16 protein-coding genes and 1 pseudogene are annotated in these 21,123 nt (G+C 45.4%); 8 read left to right on the top strand and 9 right to left on the bottom strand.

Translation table 11 applies throughout. The features are described 5' to 3' along the window. Positions 1-172 precede the first annotated feature (172 nt). The gene (locus K384_RS04585; RefSeq protein ID WP_157630056.1) at positions 173-2,986 is read left to right on the top strand and encodes a M43 family zinc metalloprotease; all 2,814 of its coding nucleotides are present in this window, start codon (positions 173-175) and stop codon (positions 2,984-2,986) included. A gap of 76 nt (positions 2,987-3,062) precedes the next feature. Here K384_RS04585 and K384_RS04580 read toward each other — a convergent pair whose 3' ends face one another. Further along, positions 3,063-6,392, bottom strand: a complete 3,330-nt coding sequence (locus tag K384_RS04580) for a DEAD/DEAH box helicase (protein WP_038029847.1) — start codon at positions 6,390-6,392, stop codon at positions 3,063-3,065. A gap of 62 nt (positions 6,393-6,454) precedes the next feature. Between K384_RS04580 and K384_RS04575 the strand changes: the two genes are divergently transcribed. Further along, positions 6,455-6,658, top strand: coding sequence for a hypothetical protein (locus tag K384_RS04575; protein ID WP_038029846.1), 204 nt, complete (start codon positions 6,455-6,457; stop codon positions 6,656-6,658). A 45-nt stretch (positions 6,659-6,703) separates the two neighbouring features. On the opposite strand, the pseudogene K384_RS13570 reads toward K384_RS04575, so the two are convergent. After that, positions 6,704-6,784: pseudogene (locus K384_RS13570) on the bottom strand (30S ribosomal protein THX); the annotation flags it as partial. A 168-nt stretch (positions 6,785-6,952) separates the two neighbouring features. On the opposite strand from K384_RS13570, the gene K384_RS04570 reads away from it, so the two are divergent. The 4 genes from K384_RS04570 (at position 6,953) to K384_RS04555 (ending at position 9,644) form a co-directional block, all read left to right on the top strand. After that, a complete protein-coding gene (locus K384_RS04570) occupies positions 6,953-7,798 on the top strand; it encodes a hydroxymethylglutaryl-CoA lyase (protein WP_038029844.1) in 846 nt (281 codons plus the stop codon). 37 nt (positions 7,799-7,835) lie between these two features. After that, positions 7,836-8,579 carry a (Fe-S)-binding protein gene (locus K384_RS04565; RefSeq protein ID WP_038029842.1) on the top strand — a complete coding sequence of 248 codons (744 nt, stop codon included), beginning with the start codon at positions 7,836-7,838 and terminating at the stop codon, positions 8,577-8,579. 76 nt (positions 8,580-8,655) lie between these two features. Next, positions 8,656-9,240, top strand: a complete 585-nt coding sequence (locus tag K384_RS04560) for a SiaB family protein kinase (RefSeq protein ID WP_038029840.1) — start codon at positions 8,656-8,658, stop codon at positions 9,238-9,240. 14 nt (positions 9,241-9,254) lie between these two features. Continuing rightward, the gene (locus tag K384_RS04555) at positions 9,255-9,644 is read left to right on the top strand and encodes a DUF1987 domain-containing protein (RefSeq protein WP_038029838.1); all 390 of its coding nucleotides are present in this window, start codon (positions 9,255-9,257) and stop codon (positions 9,642-9,644) included. Here K384_RS04555 and K384_RS14000 read toward each other — a convergent pair. From K384_RS14000 to K384_RS04520, 7 genes are all read right to left on the bottom strand, one after another. Next, the gene (locus K384_RS14000) at positions 9,641-10,438 is read right to left on the bottom strand and encodes a DnaJ domain-containing protein (RefSeq protein ID WP_038029836.1); all 798 of its coding nucleotides are present in this window, start codon (positions 10,436-10,438) and stop codon (positions 9,641-9,643) included. The genes K384_RS04555 and K384_RS14000 overlap by 4 nt on opposite strands. A gap of 98 nt (positions 10,439-10,536) precedes the next feature. After that, a complete protein-coding gene (locus K384_RS04545) occupies positions 10,537-11,598 on the bottom strand; it encodes an alkaline phosphatase (RefSeq protein ID WP_038029833.1) in 1,062 nt (353 codons plus the stop codon). 43 nt (positions 11,599-11,641) lie between these two features. After that, entirely contained in the window at positions 11,642-12,787 is a 1,146-nt protein-coding gene (gene dprA, locus K384_RS04540) for a DNA-processing protein DprA (RefSeq protein ID WP_051633118.1), read from the bottom strand. Continuing rightward, entirely contained in the window at positions 12,774-13,145 is a 372-nt protein-coding gene (locus tag K384_RS04535) for a MerR family transcriptional regulator (RefSeq protein WP_051633117.1), read from the bottom strand. Before K384_RS04535 ends, dprA begins: the two co-directional genes overlap by 14 nt. 145 nt (positions 13,146-13,290) lie before the next feature. Beyond that, the gene (locus tag K384_RS04530; RefSeq protein WP_038029830.1) at positions 13,291-14,460 is read right to left on the bottom strand and encodes a hypothetical protein; all 1,170 of its coding nucleotides are present in this window, start codon (positions 14,458-14,460) and stop codon (positions 13,291-13,293) included. Next, positions 14,457-15,797, bottom strand: coding sequence for an APC family permease (locus tag K384_RS04525; RefSeq protein WP_038029827.1), 1,341 nt, complete (start codon positions 15,795-15,797; stop codon positions 14,457-14,459). Before K384_RS04525 ends, K384_RS04530 begins: the two co-directional genes overlap by 4 nt. Positions 15,798-15,808: 11 nt before the next feature. Then, the gene (locus K384_RS04520; RefSeq protein WP_038029825.1) at positions 15,809-16,786 is read right to left on the bottom strand and encodes a peptidoglycan DD-metalloendopeptidase family protein; all 978 of its coding nucleotides are present in this window, start codon (positions 16,784-16,786) and stop codon (positions 15,809-15,811) included. Positions 16,787-16,988: 202 nt separating this feature from the next. Here K384_RS04520 and alaS point away from each other — a divergent pair, with 202 nt between their 5' ends. Together alaS and gatB are read left to right on the top strand one after the other, a co-directional pair. Then, complete coding sequence (gene alaS / locus K384_RS04515) at positions 16,989-19,625, top strand: alanine--tRNA ligase (protein ID WP_038029822.1); 2,637 nt, start codon at positions 16,989-16,991, stop codon at positions 19,623-19,625. Positions 19,626-19,643: 18 nt separating this feature from the next. Continuing rightward, on the top strand, positions 19,644-21,110 hold the full coding sequence (gatB, locus tag K384_RS04510; RefSeq protein ID WP_374758336.1) for an Asp-tRNA(Asn)/Glu-tRNA(Gln) amidotransferase subunit GatB: 1,467 nt from the start codon (positions 19,644-19,646) through the stop codon (positions 21,108-21,110). The last annotated feature ends 13 nt before the right edge of the window (positions 21,111-21,123 follow it).

The raw sequence follows: 21,123 nt of genomic DNA, 5'->3' as shown, positions 1-21,123 counted from the left end.
GAAAAGGGCTCAAAAGCATGTTTTTTGCCATGATATGCTGCGCGATGCATCAAATAATCATGAGAGCCATATTGGTAGTATTGATTAAGGTATTTGATGCTTTTTAAAGCGTATTTTTTTGAAAAAATGCGTATCTTTGAAAGATTTTGTTGTGTTTCAAATACAAAATACCATGAAGTTTCAAAAAACTTGGATTTTCCTTGTGTTGTTAGGGCTTTTGTGGCATGGCAGCTACGCGCAAAAGACACCGAAGTCAAGAGAAGCTGCTTTGAAGCGCTGTGCTACCGTAGAGTACATGCAACAGCTGCGTGCGCGTTATCCTTCGTTTCCTTCCGATGAGGCATTTGAACAGTGGCTGGCGCCCCGCCTGCGCAGCTTGGAGGAAGCCAAGAAAAAGGGCGTTTACAAAAAAGCAACTTATACCATTCCGGTAGTAGTGCATGTTATTCATAATGGCGAAAATATAGGAAGTGGCACCAACCTGCCTTATGCCCAAATAGAGTCTCAAATACGGGTGCTTAACGAAGACTTTAACCGCACCAATGCCGATGCAGTAAATACACCTGCCGACTTTCAGCCGGTAGCGGGCAGTATTAGTATAGAGTTTAAGTTGGCTACCCGTGACCCCGACGGCTTGCCCCTTGCCGAGCCGGGCGTGCATCGTGTGGATCGTAACGCGATGGGGTGGAGCACTCCACCTTTTAGCGACTCTTATGTAGAGTCTGTCATTAAGCCGGCTACCATTTGGGATCCTAATTTGTATTTGAATATTTGGGTACTCGACCTCGCCGGTGGCTTGTTGGGGTATGCACAGTTTCCTGAAAGCACACTCGACGGTCTGCCCTCGAGTGGCGAATCGGCAAGCACCGATGGCGTGGTGATTTGGCATAAAGCCTTCGGCTCGAATTACGATGCTGCGGGAAACCCCGTAAATCCCGCTTATGATTTGTTGAGTGCCTACGACCGGGGACGTACCACCACGCATGAGGTGGGGCATTTCTTGGGCTTGCGCCACATTTGGGGCGATGGTGATTGTTCGAAAGATGACTTTGTAAGTGATACGCCGCTTGCAGACGGCGATAACGCAACTTCATCGCCTTGTACTTATCCGGGGCGTAACTCCTGCAACGAAGGGACTAATGATTTGCCCGATATGTTTCAAAACTACATGGACTATTCCAATGACGTATGTATGAACCTCTTCACTCAGGGGCAGATGAGCCGTATGGAGACGGTATTGCAAAACTCACCACGCCGAAAAGAGCTGCTGAGTTCGCCGGCTGCCGACCCGCTGCCTATTTATGCCAGCTTTCAAGTAGATAAACAAAGTGGCTGTGCGCCTTTGACCGTTGTTCTTACCGATCAGTCCGGGGTGGATAGTGGTGAACCGCCTATTTCTTCTTGGACTTGGAATTTCGACCTCACCGATGTTGGTGGCACACTTTCGCCTGCAAGTAGCGCAACCGGCGCCGGACCGCACACCATCACTTTTGACCCTACTGCTTTGGGCCCCGGCTCTTATACCTATGAAGTGGAGTTGGTGGTTGACAATGGCAGCAAAACCGCTTCATTTAAAAGAAATATTACGGTTGTGGTACCGTCGGCGCCTCAGGCTTTACCCATCGTTGACAATTTCGAAAGCGGCACACTTACAGCCGGCAATGGCACTACCGAAGTATGGCAGGTGTCGAGCAACTCGCCTGATGGTGGCTGGGCGTTTACTTCTACGGCTTATGAAGGGAGTCAGGCGTTGTGGGTGAACAATTTTGATGCTGACTTTAGTGGGAAAAAAGTAGAGCTGGTTTCACCTTATTTTAGTTTGTCGGGTGCAAGCAAGCCCCAGTTGCGTTTTTATGTGGCCTATGCGCCTTATAGCTCTAATTTTTATGATGGCTTAGAAGTGGTACTGTTGAGCGATTGTGGGGCTACTGAAACGGTCCTTTATACTAAGGAAGGAACAAGCTTGGCTACTGCGCCGGCTACCACCTTGCTGTTTACACCTACCGCCGGTCAGTGGCGTGAAGAAATCGTTGATCTGTCGGCTTATGTGGGGCAGAGCGACTTGCGTCTTGCCATTCGTAACAAGGGGGGGTATGGAAATGCACTTTATTTGGATGCCGTGAAACTCTATGATGCACAAGTGAATGCTGACATTAGCTTGAGTGCTTCGCGTGGGAAGAGTCCTTTTACAGTGACCATTTCCGATGCTTCGAGAGTAGAAGCCGGCCAGCCTGCCATCAATAGTTGGAGTTGGGATTTCAATGCTACGTCAGAACAAAATGTGGGGATAACCCCTTACGTCACAGCCAATACGGCAGGTCCTCATACGATTACTTATGAAGTGCAGAGTACCACGGCCGGTTTGCACACCGTGCAGGTGAAGCTGACGGTGAGCAATGGTAATTATAGTGACAGCAAGACGGTTCCTATAACCATAGAAGTGCCATTGAATGCACCACAAGATTTATCGGTATCAAGCGGGGGAGTACCCCGGGTGGTTGTCAGTTGGACCTACCCCAACGACAATGGTGCAGAAGGTTTCCGTGTGGAACGTTCCGAGGATGGACAAACATTTACGATGGTCGGCGCTACGGCTTTAGATGAACTGTCATATACCGACGAAACGGTCCTGTTGGGTAAGACCTACTACTACCGTGTGTATGCTTACAACGACACGAAGCAGATACAGTCGGATTATACAGCCGTGCAGGAGGTAAGCGTATCTGAGTTTGTAACGGGAACTGCCCCTCAACAGCAGGAAGCGGTGCAGGTGTATCCTAACCCCGGCAAGGGGATCTTTACGGTAACTTTGCCACAAGCGCAGCAAGCGCGCTTGCGTATGTTGAACCAATTGGGGCAAGAAGTGTGGCGAGGCAGTATGCAAGGCAAGCATCAAGTACTTGCACTGACACTGCCACGGGGCGTTTACTTTTTACAAATACAAACGAATGAGCGTCTTGAAACCATGCGTTTGGTTGTAGAATAGCCTTGCATTGTGAAATCGAAGTGAAAAAGACGGGTGCCCGGTGCCCGTCTTTTTTGTATGAATGGAAGGAGGGCGGTTACGCCTTTTTTGTATTTGACAGCGACAGTGTTTCAGCAGGAATGCGTTGACAAAAGTTTTCAATAAGTTGTTTGTAAAAGACGGATTGACCAAGGACTTCTGCCACGCCCAGCAAAACAAACTGCTCTTGTGCCCTGCTGATAGCCACGTTGAGTTTCCTGTCCACGGTGCCGTGAATATCCGGGGCTTCGATGGCCTGTAGATGGCGCGGGTGGTTTACGGCTGCACTCATGATAATTAAACGTCGCTCGCTTCCTTGGAAGCGCTCTACGGTGTCAATGGTTATGCGGGCAGCCAGTTCCCGGGGCAGCTTGCTCTTGATATGCGCTATTTGTGCACGGAAGGGTGCAATGACACCAATCGCTTCTGCCGGACAATCCGGATGAAGGCGCAGGTAGTCTTCAATAAGCCGGACGACCAAGTCTGCTTCCTGCTCATGGACTTTCAACTGCTCTTCGGGGCGGGTGGCAATAAACACGAGACGCCCGCCATCGAAGACAGGATGTCCGGTGGCAGGCAAAGGGGCTTTTTGGTGCTCAGTGGCTGCACGCAGCTCTTTATAAAACAACGCATTGAATGCCTGCATGATGTCTTCATGACAACGAAAGTGCTCTTTCAGCATGCCGTAGGCTTCCGTCCAGCCTTTATTTTGAGCATGATAAAGCAGGCGTTCAAAAAGCGACAAATGTAAAGGATAGAGTCCGTGCGTTTTTAGTAAATTTACATCTTCATATAAACTACTTTGGTTCTCAAAGTTTTGATTGCCTTCTACATCCTGCATAACAACAGCCGGCAATTGCCGTTCATCACCTATGAGAATGAATCGCTTGCATTGCGCCAGCAGTCCACATAAATGAGTTTCCAAGAGTTGAGAGGCTTCATCTACAATTAAAGTGTCTATATTGCCGCAAAGGGGCAGGTAGCGCGAAAAAGAGCTGACAGTAGAAACCCATACACGGCATTGGCGCAGGCGTGATTGCAAAGCCCGGGCGTCTTCTTCTTTTTGTTGCAAGCGGTAGGGGAGCAGCTCTTCTTCGCCGGAGCCCATGCCCAAACGCACAAAAGGAATGTGGGCTTGGTGTAGTTTTAGTGCGATTTCATCGGTAGCCCGGTTGGTAAAGGCTATGAGGGCTATGTTTTCTTGTGTATGATGATAGAGATACTCGGCCATCTTGCGCAGCAGGGCCGAAGTCTTTCCCGTGCCCGGCGGTCCTTGTAACAGGTAATAGTCTTGCGCAGACAGTGCCCGTTGCAGTTCTTTCTTCTGTGTGGGCGTGAGTCCGTCGAAGCGCTCATTTAAATGCGGCAGGGGACCAAAACGGGGGCGTTCCTGCCCATAAATCAGGGCTTTTTTGCGGGCATCGGCTTTTAAAAAAGTGCCAAGAGATTGAAAAAGAGGAGTAAAAGTGGTTTCTATCCAGTCGTTTTCCATGCACCACGAGCGGTGTTGTTTGAAAATAGCCGGGTCAACAAAGCGGTTGCGCAATTTGACAACAAAGCGCTCACTGTCGACTTGGTCGAGCATTCCCCGCAGAATAGGGTGTCCGGTGGGGTTGTTTTTGTATTGTTCCGGGTAAAGCAAAACGATATCGCCTTCACGAAAAGCGACGGTGGTATGGTTGCCGGCAGGGCGTTTCAGGTACAGACGTGAGGAGGCCAAATCCCATTGGCTTACGGTAAGGTGCGTGGCAAGACCAAAGTCTTCTGCCTTGGATTCGGCAGGCTCGCGCCATAAAGCAGCAAAGCCTTTGTGTGTGCGATTGGACGCATAGCTGCCCATTTTTGCGGTACGCAGTTCTCGTCCGAGGAAAGCACTATGAGCTGCCACATAGGCCCGGTCCAGTTCGGAAGCTTCTTGCCACGCATGCGCAAAGGCGCGCACCGGGCTTTGTAAGAAGGGCGGCAGAGTGTTTTCGTTGAGCTGTTTCAAGATGCGGGTCATGGTGGCGGCAGTCATCCTGCACAAAAGACGCTCATAGAAAACAATGTGATTGCGTATTTGCAGCAACAGTTGCTTCTCGTAAAGCAGGTTGCCACAGTCGCGGAGGCCATCTTGTGCCATTCGTGCATAAAAGACGGCGCTGTTCCCTCTTCGTTGGGGGGTGGCATCTTCGAGCAACAAATTATAGGCCGATACCTGCAGCAGGTGGTTGTCCCAGATATGATAGGCAGGGGGCTTGCCGCTTTTCAGCTCTACGATGTTTTGGTGGTGTGTGTGCGTCCGGTCAATAAGCAGGAGGTCTATGCGTCCCTGCAGGCCATAGAAAGGGGCATAAAAGTGCGGTTCCGTGAGCGTGTGCCACTGCCCGGAGGTGTAGTGGGGTAATATTGATTTTATATTTTTAAAATATCTTTGAAGTTCAAAGCTTATCCTTTCTTCCGTTATTGTTTCCTCTGTTTGCATTTGCAAAAGGATACGTTCGGTTTGCTTGCTGTCAACGACCTGACGTATGGCGGTTTTTTCGTCGATTTCCGGTTTGCTTATCATCAGGTCGAAGAGCTCGTTGGTCAGGTTGCCCAAGAATGCGGGAAAAGAAGCTTCTTGTGTGAGAAAACGGCTTATAAGCGCAAGTAATGGCAGCGGGCGATGGCGGTAGTAGCACTGCACAATGGAAGAAACATCGATGAGGTAGTCGGGATCTACTATCAATAAAGTTTCGTCGGTGGTTTGCCAGCCCGTGGGTGTGTGTATGAGGTTCGTTAAGTGTACCACTTGGTTGGCTTGCAGGTACTTGACCGTTTCGGTGAGCTTGAATGTATAGTGCCGGCTTCCGTCGGGCGAAGAGTAGGGGATATCTTTTACCAAAATGCTGATTTCGCCGGCTTCAGGGCTAAGACCTTCCAGCTTACAAAAGGTGTTGTTGTGAATTTCGGGGCGCTTGTTAAGCAACAAACGTAGTTTGTTTAAACGCTGGACTTGTGCACCGGGAAGGCGGGCAGAAAGTGTATGTCCCGCCAGTAGGTCTTGAAGCACAGGAGGCGGGGGCGTGTTGGAACAATGCTCTATGAGTTGCGTGACGATAAGCAGTGCATCCTTCCAGTCGTTTTCGTGGATGTTTTGTCCGCTTTCGGCTTTAAGAAAAAGATATTTCAGGCGATTGAAGTACTCATGCCAGTGGGCAGGCAATTGACAGGCTTCGAGAATAAAATTGAGGCGGTCGTAGAAGTGATAAAAGAAGCGTTGTTTCTCGATGTTCCGGCAAATGGTTACTGCCAGCTCTTCATTGATGGTTTTGCAATGCCATAGTTTTTGCAAAGCAGAATGGGTGCTCTGTATGCCTTCGTGGCAGCTGTTGTAAAAATATTGAGCGTCTATAGGGCTAATCATAGAATGATTTGTGCTTGAATGGCGTTTTTTAACAAAGGAAATAAAATAAAAAAACTTTGATTATGTGTGGTATTCACTTTAGAGTTGACCGTTTTGAAAATCGCTGTGAGCGTTGTGGTAAGCTTTTAATAGGGGAAGATACCTATTTTGATGAAGAGCGTTTGTGTGAAAACTGTCTTGCGCAACAAGAAAACAAGCAGGAGGAGGCTGTAAAGGTGGTGACAAGCGAAGAGGAGGCAGAAGAAAAAACAAAGCCGGAAGAATAAACTTCCGGCTTATTCAGCTTTCTTTTCAGAGGCGTTTTTCTTCTGTTTGTTTTTGCGGGGACGGCTTACGCCATAAGTTCCACGCCAGAGTTTACCTCTTTTGGTTCTTCTATCGCCTTTTCCCATAGTTGTGAAATTTGGTTTTAGAAGTGAAAGCTTGTGCAATTATACGCTTTTTTTGTTGTCTTGTCAATTTTTTTATTTTAAATAACTTTGACTTTCAATGTCAAAAAACAACAAAAACAAACAAACAAGCCACACAGATTTCTTAATATTGCATAAAAACAAAAGCATATGCTGCAGATTGTAGAATGCCCACGCGATGCCATGCAGGGGATACAAACTTTTATCCCTACAGAAAAAAAAGTCCACTATTTAAATCTGCTATTGAAAGTGGGGTTTCATACGCTGGATTTTGGCAGTTTTGTGTCGCCAAAAGCCATTCCCCAAATGCGGGATACGCATGAGGTTGTCAAGCAGCTACACAGCAGTACGGCAACCAAGCTGCTGGCTATCGTGGCAAATGAGAGGGGGGCGGTCGAGGCTTGTCAATACAAGCAAATCCGGTACCTGGGCTTCCCTTTGTCGGTATCTGAAACCTTTCAACAGCGCAATACTAACAAATCTATAGAAGATGCTTTGTTGGTTGTAGAGCGTATTCAGCAGCTATGCATAGAGAAAGGGAAGGAGCTGGTCGTTTACATATCCATGGGCTTTGGTAACCCTTATAGCGATCCTTATAGTCCTGAGCTTGTATGCCGGCTGATTGAAAAGCTACAAGGGATGCAGATAGGTATCGTGTCGCTGGCAGATACGATAGGGAGTGCTTCTGTACACGATATAGAAGCGCTTTACTCATTGGCTTCGCGCTTATTTCCCGGTATGACCTTGGGAGTTCATTTGCATGCCCGGCGGGAGGAGGTGAAAGAAAAAGTACAAGCTGCTTATGCAGCGGGCTGCCGCCGTTTTGATGGTGCGCTTCGCGGCTTCGGAGGTTGCCCTATGGCAAAAGATGAACTGGTAGGTAACTTGGATACAGAGTTATTGCTGGCTGCGTTGCGCGAGATAAAAGCGCCCGTTCCCCCTTTAAATGAGGAAGCTTTGGAAGAAGCCAAACGTTATTCATTAGAAATTTTTTAACTCTTTTTATTCTAATATCTTTTGAACATTAAATATTATGCGGGTAAGTGTAGACTTATTTATTCCTTGTTTTGTGGATCAGATAGCCCCGGAAATTGGTTTCAGTATGATTAAGATACTGGAAAAGCTGGGGTGTTCCGTCTCTTATAATCCCAATCAGACTTGCTGCGGGCAACCGGCTTTTAATGCCGGCTTTTTTGATGAGGCCTGCAAGGTAGCTGAAAAGTTCGTAAGCGACTTCCGGCAGGCTCTGGAAAGTGAGCAGCATTATATTGTAGCACCATCTGCTTCTTGTGTGGGAATGGTACGCAATCAATATGAGCGCTTGTTAGGTAATGCATTAAGTAAAGAGCATTTGTTTGCAATTGAGCACAAAGTATTTGAGTTGTGTGAGTTTATCGTAGATGTTTTGGAAGTAGATAAGATTCCCGGCGCCTATTATAAAGCAAAGGCGGTTTATCATGATAGCTGCAGCGCCTTGCGGGAGTGTATGATTTACGATGCACCCCGTAAGTTGCTTGCAGGCGTAGAGGGCTTGGAGTTGCATGAGCCGGCACATCCGAATGAATGTTGCGGATTTGGCGGTACTTTTTCTGCGAAGTTTCCTGCCATCGCAGCCGGCATGGCTATGCAAAAGGTAGAAGATGCCCTTGCGCAAGGGGCTGAACTGATCATTTCTTCTGACTTCTCTTGCTTGCTTCACTTGGATGGTTACATCAAAAAGCATCAAAAAGCAGTGGATACGGCTCACATTGCCGATATTTTGGCATCAGGATGGTAGAAAAGCTTGTGTAATAAGGATAAAATTATGTATCTTCAAAGAAGACAAAGACAGTCCGTGACTTTAATACTCGTATATGATGCCTAAGACACCCACACTTCCTTTTTTGGCAGACATGAAAATGGAGCAAATCATTCTCTGTTTTCATGGCAAGTTGAATAATGAAATGATTCAATATTTCATTAAAATCATGGATTTGAACTTGATACAGTGTGAGGTGCGTAAAGTCCAAAGAAGGCGCATCATATCGGTCATGATTGAAAGTCTGCAAAATGTAATTCACTATAATGCACGGCTTCAAGAGGAAGCAAACGAAGTGGAGCAACATACTTATTTCATATTTTACCATAGTAGTACGGGCCAAGAAGCGCCGGTTTACCGGTTGTTGGTATCCAATCCGGTAAAAGAAGCACACATACAAAACCTTAAAGCACGATTGGAAACCATTAAAAAGCAAGCGGTGGACAGGTTGCATGAGGAACAATTAAAAATACTTGAGCACAAAAGTGTAAAGGCAGATGAAAACCAGCACCATGGGGCAGGCATCGGTTTGATAGATATGGCCCGAAGATGTTATGGAAATTTTGATTATAACTTTTATGATTTTAACGATAATTTTAAGTATTTTACCATACAATTTGTATTTAACGGACAGGTATAAAAAACAATAGTTTTATGGAAGACTTATACTTTGAAGCTACAAATAAGACTCCTAAAGTGAGTTTCCGCGCTGCCGACGGAAAGCTTGAAATTATAGGGCGTTCTATCCCGGAAAACTCTTATAAGTTCTATGAGCCGGTGCTTCAGTGGTTGGATGAATATATCGATTCGCCGGCCGAGAAAACAGAACTTACTTTTAAGCTGGACTATTTTAATACCAGCTCTTCTATGTACATCCTCGGAATTTTAAAGAAGCTCGAATTTTTACATGAAAAAGGGCATGCAGTACAGGTGAAATGGTATTATGACGTAGAGGATGAAGATATGATGCAAACGGGGGAAGACTTAAAGCAAATTGTAAAGCTCCCCATTGAAATATTGGAAATAGACCAAGAAGAGGCTTAGTACTTGTAAAGCCTGTCCATCCCGCGAGCAAAAGGTGACCACGGATTGGGGTAATAGCGCCAAGCGTGGGGGGAGTTTTGTTGCTTTAAGTAAGTGTTCATGATTTCTTGTGCCAAAGTATAGTGCCCTTTTTCATAGGCAATAATAGCTAAATAGAGATATTTATGAGGGTTCTTTATGATAAGCTTATACTTTTTGGGTAAGCTGTTTTTTATGGATGTGGTATCGTTTTTATACAGAGTCTCTATATCAGCAATGTCAAAACTATCGATGCTGACAGGGTAGCCATCAGGAAAATCAGGTGTGAGGACACGAACAGTATTGGATGTACTTATAAAAAATAAACGGCCATCCGCAAAGCTGTTTTGAAGCTCTTGCCATCTTTCTTGTTTGCTTTGTTTATCAATAAGATAAATAAAGGGGGCTGCGATGATGAGATTTAAGATGATTATAAAAGCGGCCAATGACCCCATTTCGAAACCCCGGTTGTATTTTTTTTCTTCTTCTTTTTGTATTTCATCAAAGAAGACGCGCCATACAGCTTCTTTTCGCTTGCGCTCCTGTTCCATTAAGTGTGTCCACTGCGTATAGAGGAATGTCTGGTAGTGGTCGTATTGGTAACGTAGTTCTTGGTTTGATAAAACTCTATATGCTTCGTTGATTTTTTTAAAATGCTCGGTACCATGGGGATTCACATCCGGATGATACTGCTTTGCCAATTTCCGGTATGCCCATTTGATTTCTTCTTGCGTGGCAGCGCGTGATACGCCCAGTATTTTATAGTAGTCATCCATGATGTCTTTTTTATAAAAGATAAGCAACAAATAAGAAACAAAAAAGGAGATAAGCCCAAGGCTATCTCCTTCATGTTACCACACAAAGCAAAAGGTGCTTAGCGCTGCTGAAGCAACAGTTTTTTTATCTTATGATAGATTTCGGTATTGTGATAAATACCTTGAAACTCCTCGGCGCCGGGACCAAAGGCAAAAACCGGTACGGGAACTGCCGTATGATGGGTTGTGATAAATTTCCCATCGACACTTCTTTCTTTCAATGAGCCGCCGACCAAGGCAAAGCCACCGGTTTCATGGTCTGCGGTAATAATTACCAAAGTATTGCCGTCTTTTTCGGCAAAATCGAGAACGGCTTCAATTGTGTTGTCAAAATCAACCATTTCTTCGATGATATACTGCGCATCATTGTTGTGGCCGCCCCAATCTATTTGTGAGCCTTCTATCATCAAAAAGAAGCCATCCGGATTATTGTTGAGTATTTCAATAGCTTTTAAAGCCGCTTTTTTTAGCAGATCGCCACGTCCTTGGCTGTATCGAGGCAATCCATTATCGGCTAACAGAGCGGCCAGGGGTTGTGGAGCACGGTGTTTGTCCAAATCCTGTACAGACAAAGCAACAAAGTAACCTTTTGCTTTCAGCGAATCGATAAGGTTGCGCCCGTCTTTGCGCTTCATGAAAAATTTTTGTCCGCCACCTATGAAAACATCGATAGGCGTATTTAAAAAATCAAGCGCAATTTCTTCTTCCATTTTGCGCGATTTCTGATGCGCAATAAAGGAGGCAGGTGTGGCGTGGGTGATGCTGGAGGTGGCTACCAAGCCGGTTGCCAGTCCCTTGGCTTCGGCTTCTTCGAGAATGGTCGTTACCGGCTTGCCGGTACTGTCCACACCAATGGCGCCATTATATGTCTTTTGCCCTATAGACAAAGCCGTGGCGCCGGCTGCTGAGTCAGTTACATAGTTGTCGGATGAGTTTGTACGGGACAAGCCAATTACTTTACAGCGCTCCAGAGCAAGGTGCCCACCTTTGGTCGTCATCCCCGCATATATTTGAGCGAGTCCCATGCCATCACCAATCATAAGAATTACTTTGCGGGGTTTGTGTTGCGTATAAGCATTGAATGTCGCGAAAAGGAGCAAGGATACCAGTAATCGTTTCATAAGGTTTAGCTTTTGATTGAAGGTGCAATTTTAATAAATAAAGCTAAGAATCTGTAAAATGCCGTTTAAGAATAGGTAACCATTGAGGTATGATTTGATAAGAATTGCCGGCTTGTGCCTGCAAAACACCTTTGACTTCCAATTGTAAAAGGGATGCATAGAGTTCGGGAAAGAGCTGTTCACTATGCAAGCTTAGGGCTTCTGTGCTCATACGGTAGTCGGGCGCTTTCAAAAGCAGCTTGATGATTTGCCGTTCGGTGGGCGATAGTGCGGGTAATTTTTTTTCTTCATGAGAGGCAGGCGACAAATCCCATCCCATAAGACGTACCAAGTCTTCGGCTTGTTCAAGCAAGTGCGCCTGCTGTGTTTTTATCAAAAGATGGCAACCTTCCGAGGTGTCGTGAAAAACAGAACCGGGTACTGCCATGACCTCCCGGTTATAATCATTGGCTAAGCGTGCAGTAATGAGCGCACCACCTTTTTTTCGCGCTTCTACTACCACTACCACATCCGACAGCCCGGCGATGATCCGGTTGCGGGCAGGGAATAAGGCCGGATGTGTTTGTGTATAAGGTGGCGACTCGGTAAGTAATAAGCCACTATTTTTTAAAATTATTTTGGCTATTTTGATATGATCGGGAGGGTATATTTGATTTAAACCGCCTGCCAAAACGGCTGCTGTCGGAATTCCGCTATCTATGGACTTTTGGTGTGCGTAAACGTCTATTCCGTAAGCAAGACCACTCAGTGTTATTAAAGAATATTGTTTTAAATCGTTAAAAAAACTATCTAAAAAATAATATCCATAACCGGATGGTTTACGGGTGCCGACTATTGCCACGGCCGGCCGGTTTAGTATTTCAAGATTGCCTGTGTAATACAATACCAAAGGAGCATCCGGTATTTCCTTTAGGCGATAAGGGTAGTCGGAGCTTGTGATGGTGGTTATTTGAATGCCTAATTTCCGGCATTGCTCAATGATATTGTGTGCTTTACGTAGCCATTGTTCTTTATGGTGCAGCTCATCTGATATGCGTTTCCCTATTCCCGGGACACTTCTTAATTTTCCCGGTGGGGTAGAAAATACCTTTTCCGCGCTTCCGAAGGCTTGTATCAGTTGCCGCCCTAAGATGCTGCCTATTTTCGGAATAAGGGTAAGGGCTACCTCGTATAGTTTAGGGGAGTTCATTGCGAAGCATTTGAAGGAAAGATTTTACTTTCTTCAACGACTCGATGGCTTCTGCTTTTTTCTTTAGCTCGTTCTTGTGCTCGCTCAAATATTTATTGGCGCCCTCAATGGTGAACCCTTTATGTTTGAGCAGGTAGTAGATGAGCTGTAAGTCTTTAATGTCCGACTCTGTAAAACGCCGGTCACCGTTGCTGTTTCGTTTGATTTGCAATGAGGGAAACTCCGATTCCCAGTAACGGATCACAGATGGCTCCACACCTAAGAAGGCAGCCACCTCGCCGATAGAGTAATAATGTTTCTTCGGCAAAGAAGAAGTGCTCTTGAACAAGTGTTCGTCAGTATATAGGGGGGAAGACATGACGGAGTTTTTTGAAAACTTTTTAATAAAGTCTTAAACAAATCTAATAAAAACTTGATGTAATAACAAGTTTTTGAGCGATAAAATTTTAAGGGGAAGGAATCACCTCCCCCTATTGTACGTGAGCTTTGCAATACAAGTTTTGTTATTTTTTCTTCTTCATGAGCATGAGTGTCGATTCGCCCTTTCGGTATTTGTATCCAATACCAAAAGGCAAAGGTTTTATATCTTCATGCCGGTATAAATCGTAAAGATCTTTTTGATACCAATCTTTAAACAATGCAATGGGACGGGTGTAATTTCCGTAGAGTTGAATATGCCAGTTGCCATCATTGAAGAAGCGGAGCGGTATGCCTGAATCATCTTGAAGCACAAAGCGCGACTTATTTAAAATGAAGCTGCGTATGTGTGAAAAGTAGTTTTTATGCATCAGGTATGAAGCCGACTTAATAAAAGTAGTCGAAATAGGTTGCTTCTGCAACCATTGATAAAGATGATTCTGTTCATCGAAGTGGGCGTCTGAAAGATCGGCTGAGAAATAATAGAGTTCTTTCGCAGACTCTGGGTTTTCGTGAGGTGAAAACACAATGCGCACGGCCTGTTTGCTCAATGTGTCAACAGGCACAAACTTACCGCTGACATCAAAAGCCATCGGTTGTATGTCTATGATTTTATAGTCGAGTTGTTTAAGAAAGACCAACAGCAGGTGAATGGTGCCGTTGAGTTCTTCGGCTCGCTTGCCCGTTAAATCCACTTTCATGCTAAGCGTCCGGAAGAAGCTGAGGTTTAAAATGTGATACATTGATTTTTCTAAGGATGCAAAATACTCATTGAGTTCCTCTTCGGACATTTGCAAAAGGGGAGGTAAGGAGCCCACCGGTTCAAGACCTATCAGATAATAGCTTTTAAAATCAGGGAAAAAGAGTGCCGTATGAAGAATATCAGCACCGGCAAAAGGATAAAAACACCCACCATCTATCTTGTTGGGCTCTGCAAGCTCCTGCAATGCCCATTCTTTTAAAATATCAAATTTGCTGCTTTTATTTTGCCATGTTTTTTGAATATTTTGGCTGTAGCTCTGCCATGCTTTTGATTGGATAAGCGTTGAAAACGTATCGGTGGCGGGGGGCGTACCGGCCATGATAGAAGCCAAATCGTCGTAATAAGTGTTTTTTACCGTTTCTGCTTCTTGCAACTCTTTTTTCAAAGAGTCCGTACGGCTGCCTTTTTTCTTTTCTTCATTCTCTTGCGGCTCACTGCATGAAAGCAGTGTTCCCACTAACAAAAATAAAAGATAGATATATTTTTTAATCATAATTTTTTGTTTTTACTAAACCAATAAACAACATAACCAATCAATAGCCACAATAATGAAGCCATAGACTCATAAGTGCGGCTCATAAGTAAAAAATACATTGTCCATGCCGTTCCGGCAAGAAATACGACAGGAACGAGCGGATAGCCCCATGTTTTGTATGTCGGCGGTTGTTCATAAATATTTTTCCTTCTGGCAACAAATAAGCCCAGCACTGTCAGGAAAGTAAAGGTATCTAAAATAAAGGCTATAGCATAGAGGATGGATTCGAAGGAAGTAGAAAGAATCAATATCAAAGCGATAGTAGATTGAAAAAGAATAGCATAAACAGGTACGCCTCCCTTGTTCTTTTTCGCAAAGAAGCGGAACAGCTTTAAATCCTCGCCAATGACTTGTGAAACTCTTGGACCTGCCCATGTCATGGCGCTAATAGATGAAATTAAAAGAACGGCTATCATAAAAGCCATGACTTTACTTGCTGTTTCACCCAAAAAAGCTTTTGCCGACAGATAGCCTACATCTACAGGCTGCGCACTGGCCGCTTGTATGCTTGCCAATTCTTCTAAGTCAAGTGTTGTCAAGAAAACGATATGCAGCAATAGATACAGAGTGGCCACCAGGCCGGCGCCTATGAATAAAGAGCGTGATACGTTGATTTGCGGCTTGTCTATTTCATTGGCTATATAAGCACTGGCATTCCAGCCTGAATAGGCAAAAGAAACGAAAGCAAGGGATATGGCGAATCCACCACTAAAAATCAAATCCCAGTCGCCTGCTTTTACCTTTAGCGTATGCGTGACCGGTGCAGGAGCCAGCCACAGACCGGCTATTATGAAAAACAACAGAAATGCCACTTTGATGGCAGTAGAGTATTTTTGAAAGATGCCGCTCATTCGCACGCTTTGTAAATGCACAAGCGTAACAAGTACAAGTATCGTTACCGCATAGGATTGAATGCTTGCCCAAGGGAAAACACTGAAAAAGTAACTGCCAAAAGCCATGGCACTCAAGGCAACCGGTGCGGCAAAGCCTACAGTCATGGAGACCCAGCCGGATAAAAAACCCACTACGGGATGATAAATACGGGAAAGATAATGATACTCACCACCGGAACGCGGAAAGCGGCTTGCCAATTCGCCGTAAGAAAGCGCACCACACAAAGCAATGACACCTCCTGTTAACCATAGCATTAAAATAGGGAATACCGATGGTGTCTGTTGGGCCTGGTATCCTAAGCTGGTGAAAACACCTGTACCAATCATGTTGGCAACCACTACTGCTGTGGCCGCCTGTAAGCTAACTTTCCGGTTGCGGGCAGAAGATGTTGTGTTTTGCATATAGAACTTGCTTATTCCAAAGATTGATTTTCTATGGATGCAAGTTCTAAAATTTTATTGTATTCTTCGTCACTTAGCTCGCTAAAGAAATAGTAAACCGGGTTTACACGCTCCCCTTTATAGTGTACCTCATAGTGCAGATGGGGCGCCGTGGACAGGCCCGTGCTTCCTACATATCCGATACACTGTCCTCGTTTTACTTTTTGTCCCGGCTTTACATTGAAGCGCGACATGTGTGCGTAAAGAGTGACATAACCATAACCATGATCTATACGCACCTCTTTGCCATACCCCCCGTATGAGCTTCTTACCACGGATACAACGCCGTCAGCTGTAGCATAAATAGGCGTACCGGTAGGTGCAGCAAAGTCAATGCCGCCATGGAACTGGCGAACTCTATAAATAGGATGGTAACGATAACCAAAGCCGGAGCTCAGGCGCGTCAGCTGTTTGTTCGATAAGGGTTGTATGGCCGGTATATGAGCCAACATTTTGTCTTTCTCTTTGGCCAGCTTCACCAGCTCATCATAAGATTTGCTTTGTATGTACACCATCCTTTTAAGCCGATCTACCTTCTTGCGCAGTTCTACCACTGCTTCGGTGGTGGAGGACTGGCGGCTAAAAAGTGCTTTATAGCGATCAGTACCTCCAAAGCCTGCTTGCCGCACGGTAGAGGGGATCGGGTCCGCCGCAAAAATTACGCGATATATTTTATTATCCCGCTCTTCGAGGCTCGCCAGTACTTTGTGCAATTGTTCCACTTCCTTCTGCAACACTTCGAACTGCACACGCAGTTCTTCGTTTTCTTGCTCCAGACGGGCTTCCCGACTGGTTTTGTAGTACTTGCTATAGAAAATGGATATTACAATACCAAACACAAAAGCAAGGGCTAAAAATCCCAAAGCATTCAGAATATAGTCAATTGGTCTTGTTCTTACACGTTCATACTTGCAGGTGCGGGTGTCATAATAATATTTAATCTTTGCCATAAAGCCATTTTCTGTTAATCTACACTATCGCAAATGTAACAAAATATTACACTGAGCCCAAGGATAGCAGCCATTATTAAATACGCAACCGCAAGCAGACGGTTGGGGATGGGTGCTTTATTCGCTAATTTTACATAAAAATTGTGCTTTCGTTGAAAGCTGCTAAATTTGCATATTCAACTTTTAATTGAGTGAAACAATGATGAATGCCAACGAAATCAGAGATAAGTTTTTGAAATTTTTTGAGTCGAAAGGTCATTTGATTGTGCCCTCTGCGCCCATTGTCATGAAAGATGACCCCACCTTGATGTTTATGAACTCGGGCATGGCACAATTTAAAGACTACTTTTTAGGTAATAAGAAACCGCCGGCACCCCGTATTGCCGACACTCAAAAATGCTTACGTGTTACGGGTAAGCATAATGACCTTGAAGATGTGGGGCATGACACTTACCACCACACTTTTTTTGAAATGCTCGGCAACTGGTCTTTTGGCGATTATTTCAAGAAAGAAGCCATTGAGTGGGCATGGGAGCTGCTTACCGAGGTTTACGGCTTGCCTAAAGAACGCTTATACGTAACTGTTTTTGGAGGTGATGCAGAGGAAGGGCTGGAAGCAGACGAAGAAGCCAAGGCTTTGTGGCTTCGCATTGTGCCTGAAGACCGCATTTTGTACGGCTCTAAAAAAGATAACTTTTGGGAAATGGGTGATACCGGTCCTTGTGGTCCTTGTTCCGAAATACATATAGACTTGCGCGATGAAGCCGAAATTGCACAATTGCCGGGCCGGGAGTTAGTCAATAAAGACCATCCGTTAGTGATAGAGATATGGAACCTGGTATTCATGCAATACGAGCGCATGAGCGATGGCAGCCTGCGCCCCTTGCCGGCCAAACATATCGATACGGGCATGGGTTTCGAACGCCTGTGTATGGTGGTGCAAGGCAAAAAGTCGAATTACGACACAGACCTGTTTCAACCTATCATCAAAGCTGTAGCACAAAAAGCCGGGGTGCATTATGGCGATAACAGCAAAACAGATGTAGCACTGCGTGTGATTGCTGACCATGTGCGCGCCATTACATTCACCATTGCCGATGGGCAGCTGCCTGGCAGCACAGGCGCCGGTTATGTGATACGTCGCATCTTGCGGCGCGCCGTACGCTACGGCTATACCTTCCTTGGTTTCCAAGAGCCGTTCCTCTTCGAGCTGGTTGATATCCTTGCCAACATGTTTGAAGATGTGTTTCCCGAAGTGAAACAGCAAAAAGACTTTGTAAGTAATGTCATCAGGGAGGAGGAGCGCTCTTTCCTTCGCACTTTGGATACAGGGCTTAAACGACTGGAGCAATACTTTGAAGCACATGCCGAAAAACAAGTAATAGACGGAAAAACAGCTTTTGAATTATACGATACCTTTGGCTTCCCCATTGACCTTACCGCCCTGATTGCTCGCGAACGCGGCTTCCGGGTAGATATGGAAGGGTTTGAAAGTGAAATGCAGAAGCAAAAAGAACGTTCAAGAAGTGCTACCGCGCTGGAAACCGGCGACTGGGTTGTGCTTCATTCAGATAATGAAGTGGAGTTTGTGGGATATGACACGCTTTCTTGCGAAGCCAAATTGCTAAAATACAGAAAGGTAAAAGAAGGTAAAAAAACATTTTATCAGCTTGTATTTAATAGAACGCCCTTTTACCCTGAAGGAGGAGGACAGATCGGTGACCGTGGTGTAGTACGCATACTGGGAAGCGATGTGCAAATTCCCATCGTAGATACTAAGAAGGAGAATGACCTCATTGTGCATTTTACCACCGATGAGCGTTGGCTCTCGGTAGATGGGCTTGCCGATAAAATATTTTTGTTAGAGGTGAATAAAGAAAAACGCCTGGCTGCACAACGCAACCACTCAGCCACCCACTTGTTGCATGCGGCGCTTAAAAAGGTGCTGGGCGACCATGTGGCTCAACGGGGCTCTTTGGTTTCGGACGAGGTCTTGCGTTTCGACTTTTCCCATTTCTCGGCACTTACGCAAGAAGAAATTATAACTATTGAAAAAATAGTAAATGAAAAAATAAGAGAAAACATTGCACTTGATGAACGCAGAAGCGTGCCTATCCAAGAAGCGCTGGAAATGGGCGCCACGGCTCTGTTTGGGGAAAAATACGGAGAGTATGTACGCGTGATTACTTTCGATGAAAACTACTCAAGGGAACTGTGTGGCGGAACTCATGTGCGTGCCACCGGCGAAATTGGTTATTTCGTCATAGCTTCGGAAAGCTCGGTGGCTGCCGGTGTACGACGCATCGAGGCTTATACCGGCGCAAAAGCTGTGGAGTATGCACGCCGGCATATTGACCTGGTGCAAGAAAGCAAGCACATGCTCAAAGCTAAAGACCTGAAAAAATCTATCGAGCAATTGATTTCAGAAAAGCAAAGCTTGAGCAAGGAAATTGAGCGACTCAAGGCAGAGAAAGTAAGCGCTATCAAGAAAACGCTTTTAGAGAAAAAACAAGAGGTTGATGGTGTCAATTATATAGTGGATAAAGTAGCACTTCCCGATGGAAACGCTTTGAAACAACTGGCATTTGAGCTGCGCAACCAAGTGCAAAACTTGGTACTGATATTGGGAGCAGAAGTAGGCGAGAAAGCTCAATTGGCCATCATGCTTTCCGACTCTTTGGTGAAAGAAAAAGGATGGCATGCCGGAAATGTAGTAAAAGAAGCAGCCAAAGAGATTAATGGCGGTGGTGGTGGGCAACCTTTCTTTGCTACCGCCGGCGGTTCGAAAAAAGAAGGCTTGGACCGCGCCATTCAAAAAGCTAAAGATTTATTGAAGTAGATAAAAATATTGTTTGAAATGATGAAATTAGAGGAAGTATTAAAAAAATATGAACCGGTCATAGGGCTTGAGGTGCACGCCCAGCTCAAAACACGCAGCAAAGCCTTTGCACCGGAAGAAGCTGTTTACGGCGCATTGCCCAACACAAGTGTTAGTGTAGTTACATTGGCGCATCCGGGCGTGCTTCCAAAAGTAAACAAACGCACTTTCGATTTCGCAATCAAAATGGGGCTGGCTTGTGGTAGCCAAATCACTGAATATAACTTCTTCGATAGAAAAAACTATTTCTACCCCGATTTGCCTAAGGGCTATCAAATATCACAAGACAAAACCCCTATCTGCCGGGGAGGCGCCATTCATATCAAGCTGCCAGACGGAACAACCAAAGCTATTGGCATTACGCGTATTCATATAGAAGAAGACGCCGGAAAATCGATGCACATAGAAGGGGAGGAGGAGAGCTTTGTGGATTTCAACCGTGCCGGTGTTCCTCTGATTGAAATCGTGAGTGAGCCTGATATACGTAGTGCCGATGAAGCCTACGCCTACTTGGTGGAAATAAGAAAATTGGTTCGCTATCTGGACATATGCGATGGCAATATGGAGGAAGGTTCACTTCGCTGCGATGTAAACGTATCTATCCGCCCCCGGGGAAGTGAGCGCTTCGGTACACGTGTAGAAGTGAAAAACCTGAACTCTTTTGGCAACGTAAAAAGAGCCATAGAGTTTGAGATTGTAAGACAGGCAGAACTTATAGAGCGTGGCGAGTCCTTTGTGCAGGAAACACGCATGTTCAATGCCGAGACAGGACAAACGTACAGCCTGCGTACAAAAGAATCGCTGAATGATTACCGCTACTTCCCCGAGCCCGACCTGACCCCCGTATATGTCACGCAGGAGTGGATAGAACGCATACAGGCAGAGATGCCCCCACTGCCTTGGGAGCTGTTCGATAAGTTTACCAAGGAATACGGCTTGTCGGAGTACGATGCCGAAGTGTTGACTTCAGAGCGGGACATTGCACTCTATTATGACGAAGCTTGTCAATACACCAAAGAGTACAAGGCAGTGGCCAACTGGATAAGTGTACAGGTCAAGGCATATCTCAACGAGCTGGCTTATACCATTGATGAATTTCCTTTGAAGCCAAAGGCCATTGCCGATTTGGTCAACCTGATTGCCGAAGGGAAAATTACACACAACATTGCATCCAAGCAGTTGTATCCGCTGATGCTTGAAAATCCGGACATTGAGCCCGAAGCTTTGGCGCAACAACATCAGTTAATTGTAAATACCAATACAGACGAACTGCTGGGGATTGTAAAAGAGGTGATTGCCCGCTTCCCCGATAAGGTGGAGGAGTATAAAAATGGCAAAAAGGGACTCTTGGGCATGTTTATGGGACAGGTGATGCGTGCTACCCAAGGTAAGGCAGACCCCAAGTTGGCCACACGTTTATTGCAAGAAGAGTTGGAACGTTTATAGATTTATAGAATCC

The organism is Thermonema rossianum DSM 10300 (assembly GCF_000426825.1).
Lineage (GTDB): Bacteria > Bacteroidota > Bacteroidia > Cytophagales > Thermonemataceae > Thermonema > Thermonema rossianum.
Note: the sequence above shows the minus strand (reverse complement) of the source record. Positions and strands in the feature narration are given on the sequence as shown.

Bases quoted from the DNA above. Each gene is read 5' to 3' on its own strand.
- K384_RS04585 (WP_157630056.1), top strand. From the start codon at position 173: ATGAAGTTTCAAAAAACTTGGATTTTCCTTGTGTTGTTAGGGCTTTTG.
- K384_RS04580 (WP_038029847.1), bottom strand. From the start codon at position 6,392: ATGATTAGCCCTATAGACGCTCAATATTTTTACAACAGCTGCCACGAA.
- K384_RS04575 (WP_038029846.1), top strand. From the start codon at position 6,455: ATGTGTGGTATTCACTTTAGAGTTGACCGTTTTGAAAATCGCTGTGAG.
- K384_RS04570 (WP_038029844.1), top strand. From the start codon at position 6,953: ATGCTGCAGATTGTAGAATGCCCACGCGATGCCATGCAGGGGATACAA.
- K384_RS04565 (WP_038029842.1), top strand. From the start codon at position 7,836: ATGCGGGTAAGTGTAGACTTATTTATTCCTTGTTTTGTGGATCAGATA.
- K384_RS04560 (WP_038029840.1), top strand. From the start codon at position 8,656: ATGATGCCTAAGACACCCACACTTCCTTTTTTGGCAGACATGAAAATG.
- K384_RS04555 (WP_038029838.1), top strand. From the start codon at position 9,255: ATGGAAGACTTATACTTTGAAGCTACAAATAAGACTCCTAAAGTGAGT.
- K384_RS14000 (WP_038029836.1), bottom strand. From the start codon at position 10,438: ATGGATGACTACTATAAAATACTGGGCGTATCACGCGCTGCCACGCAA.
- K384_RS04545 (WP_038029833.1), bottom strand. From the start codon at position 11,598: ATGAAACGATTACTGGTATCCTTGCTCCTTTTCGCGACATTCAATGCT.
- dprA (WP_051633118.1), bottom strand. From the start codon at position 12,787: ATGAACTCCCCTAAACTATACGAGGTAGCCCTTACCCTTATTCCGAAA.
- K384_RS04535 (WP_051633117.1), bottom strand. From the start codon at position 13,145: ATGTCTTCCCCCCTATATACTGACGAACACTTGTTCAAGAGCACTTCT.
- K384_RS04530 (WP_038029830.1), bottom strand. From the start codon at position 14,460: ATGATTAAAAAATATATCTATCTTTTATTTTTGTTAGTGGGAACACTG.
- K384_RS04525 (WP_038029827.1), bottom strand. From the start codon at position 15,797: ATGCAAAACACAACATCTTCTGCCCGCAACCGGAAAGTTAGCTTACAG.
- K384_RS04520 (WP_038029825.1), bottom strand. From the start codon at position 16,786: ATGGCAAAGATTAAATATTATTATGACACCCGCACCTGCAAGTATGAA.
- alaS (WP_038029822.1), top strand. From the start codon at position 16,989: ATGAATGCCAACGAAATCAGAGATAAGTTTTTGAAATTTTTTGAGTCG.
- gatB (WP_374758336.1), top strand. From the start codon at position 19,644: ATGATGAAATTAGAGGAAGTATTAAAAAAATATGAACCGGTCATAGGG.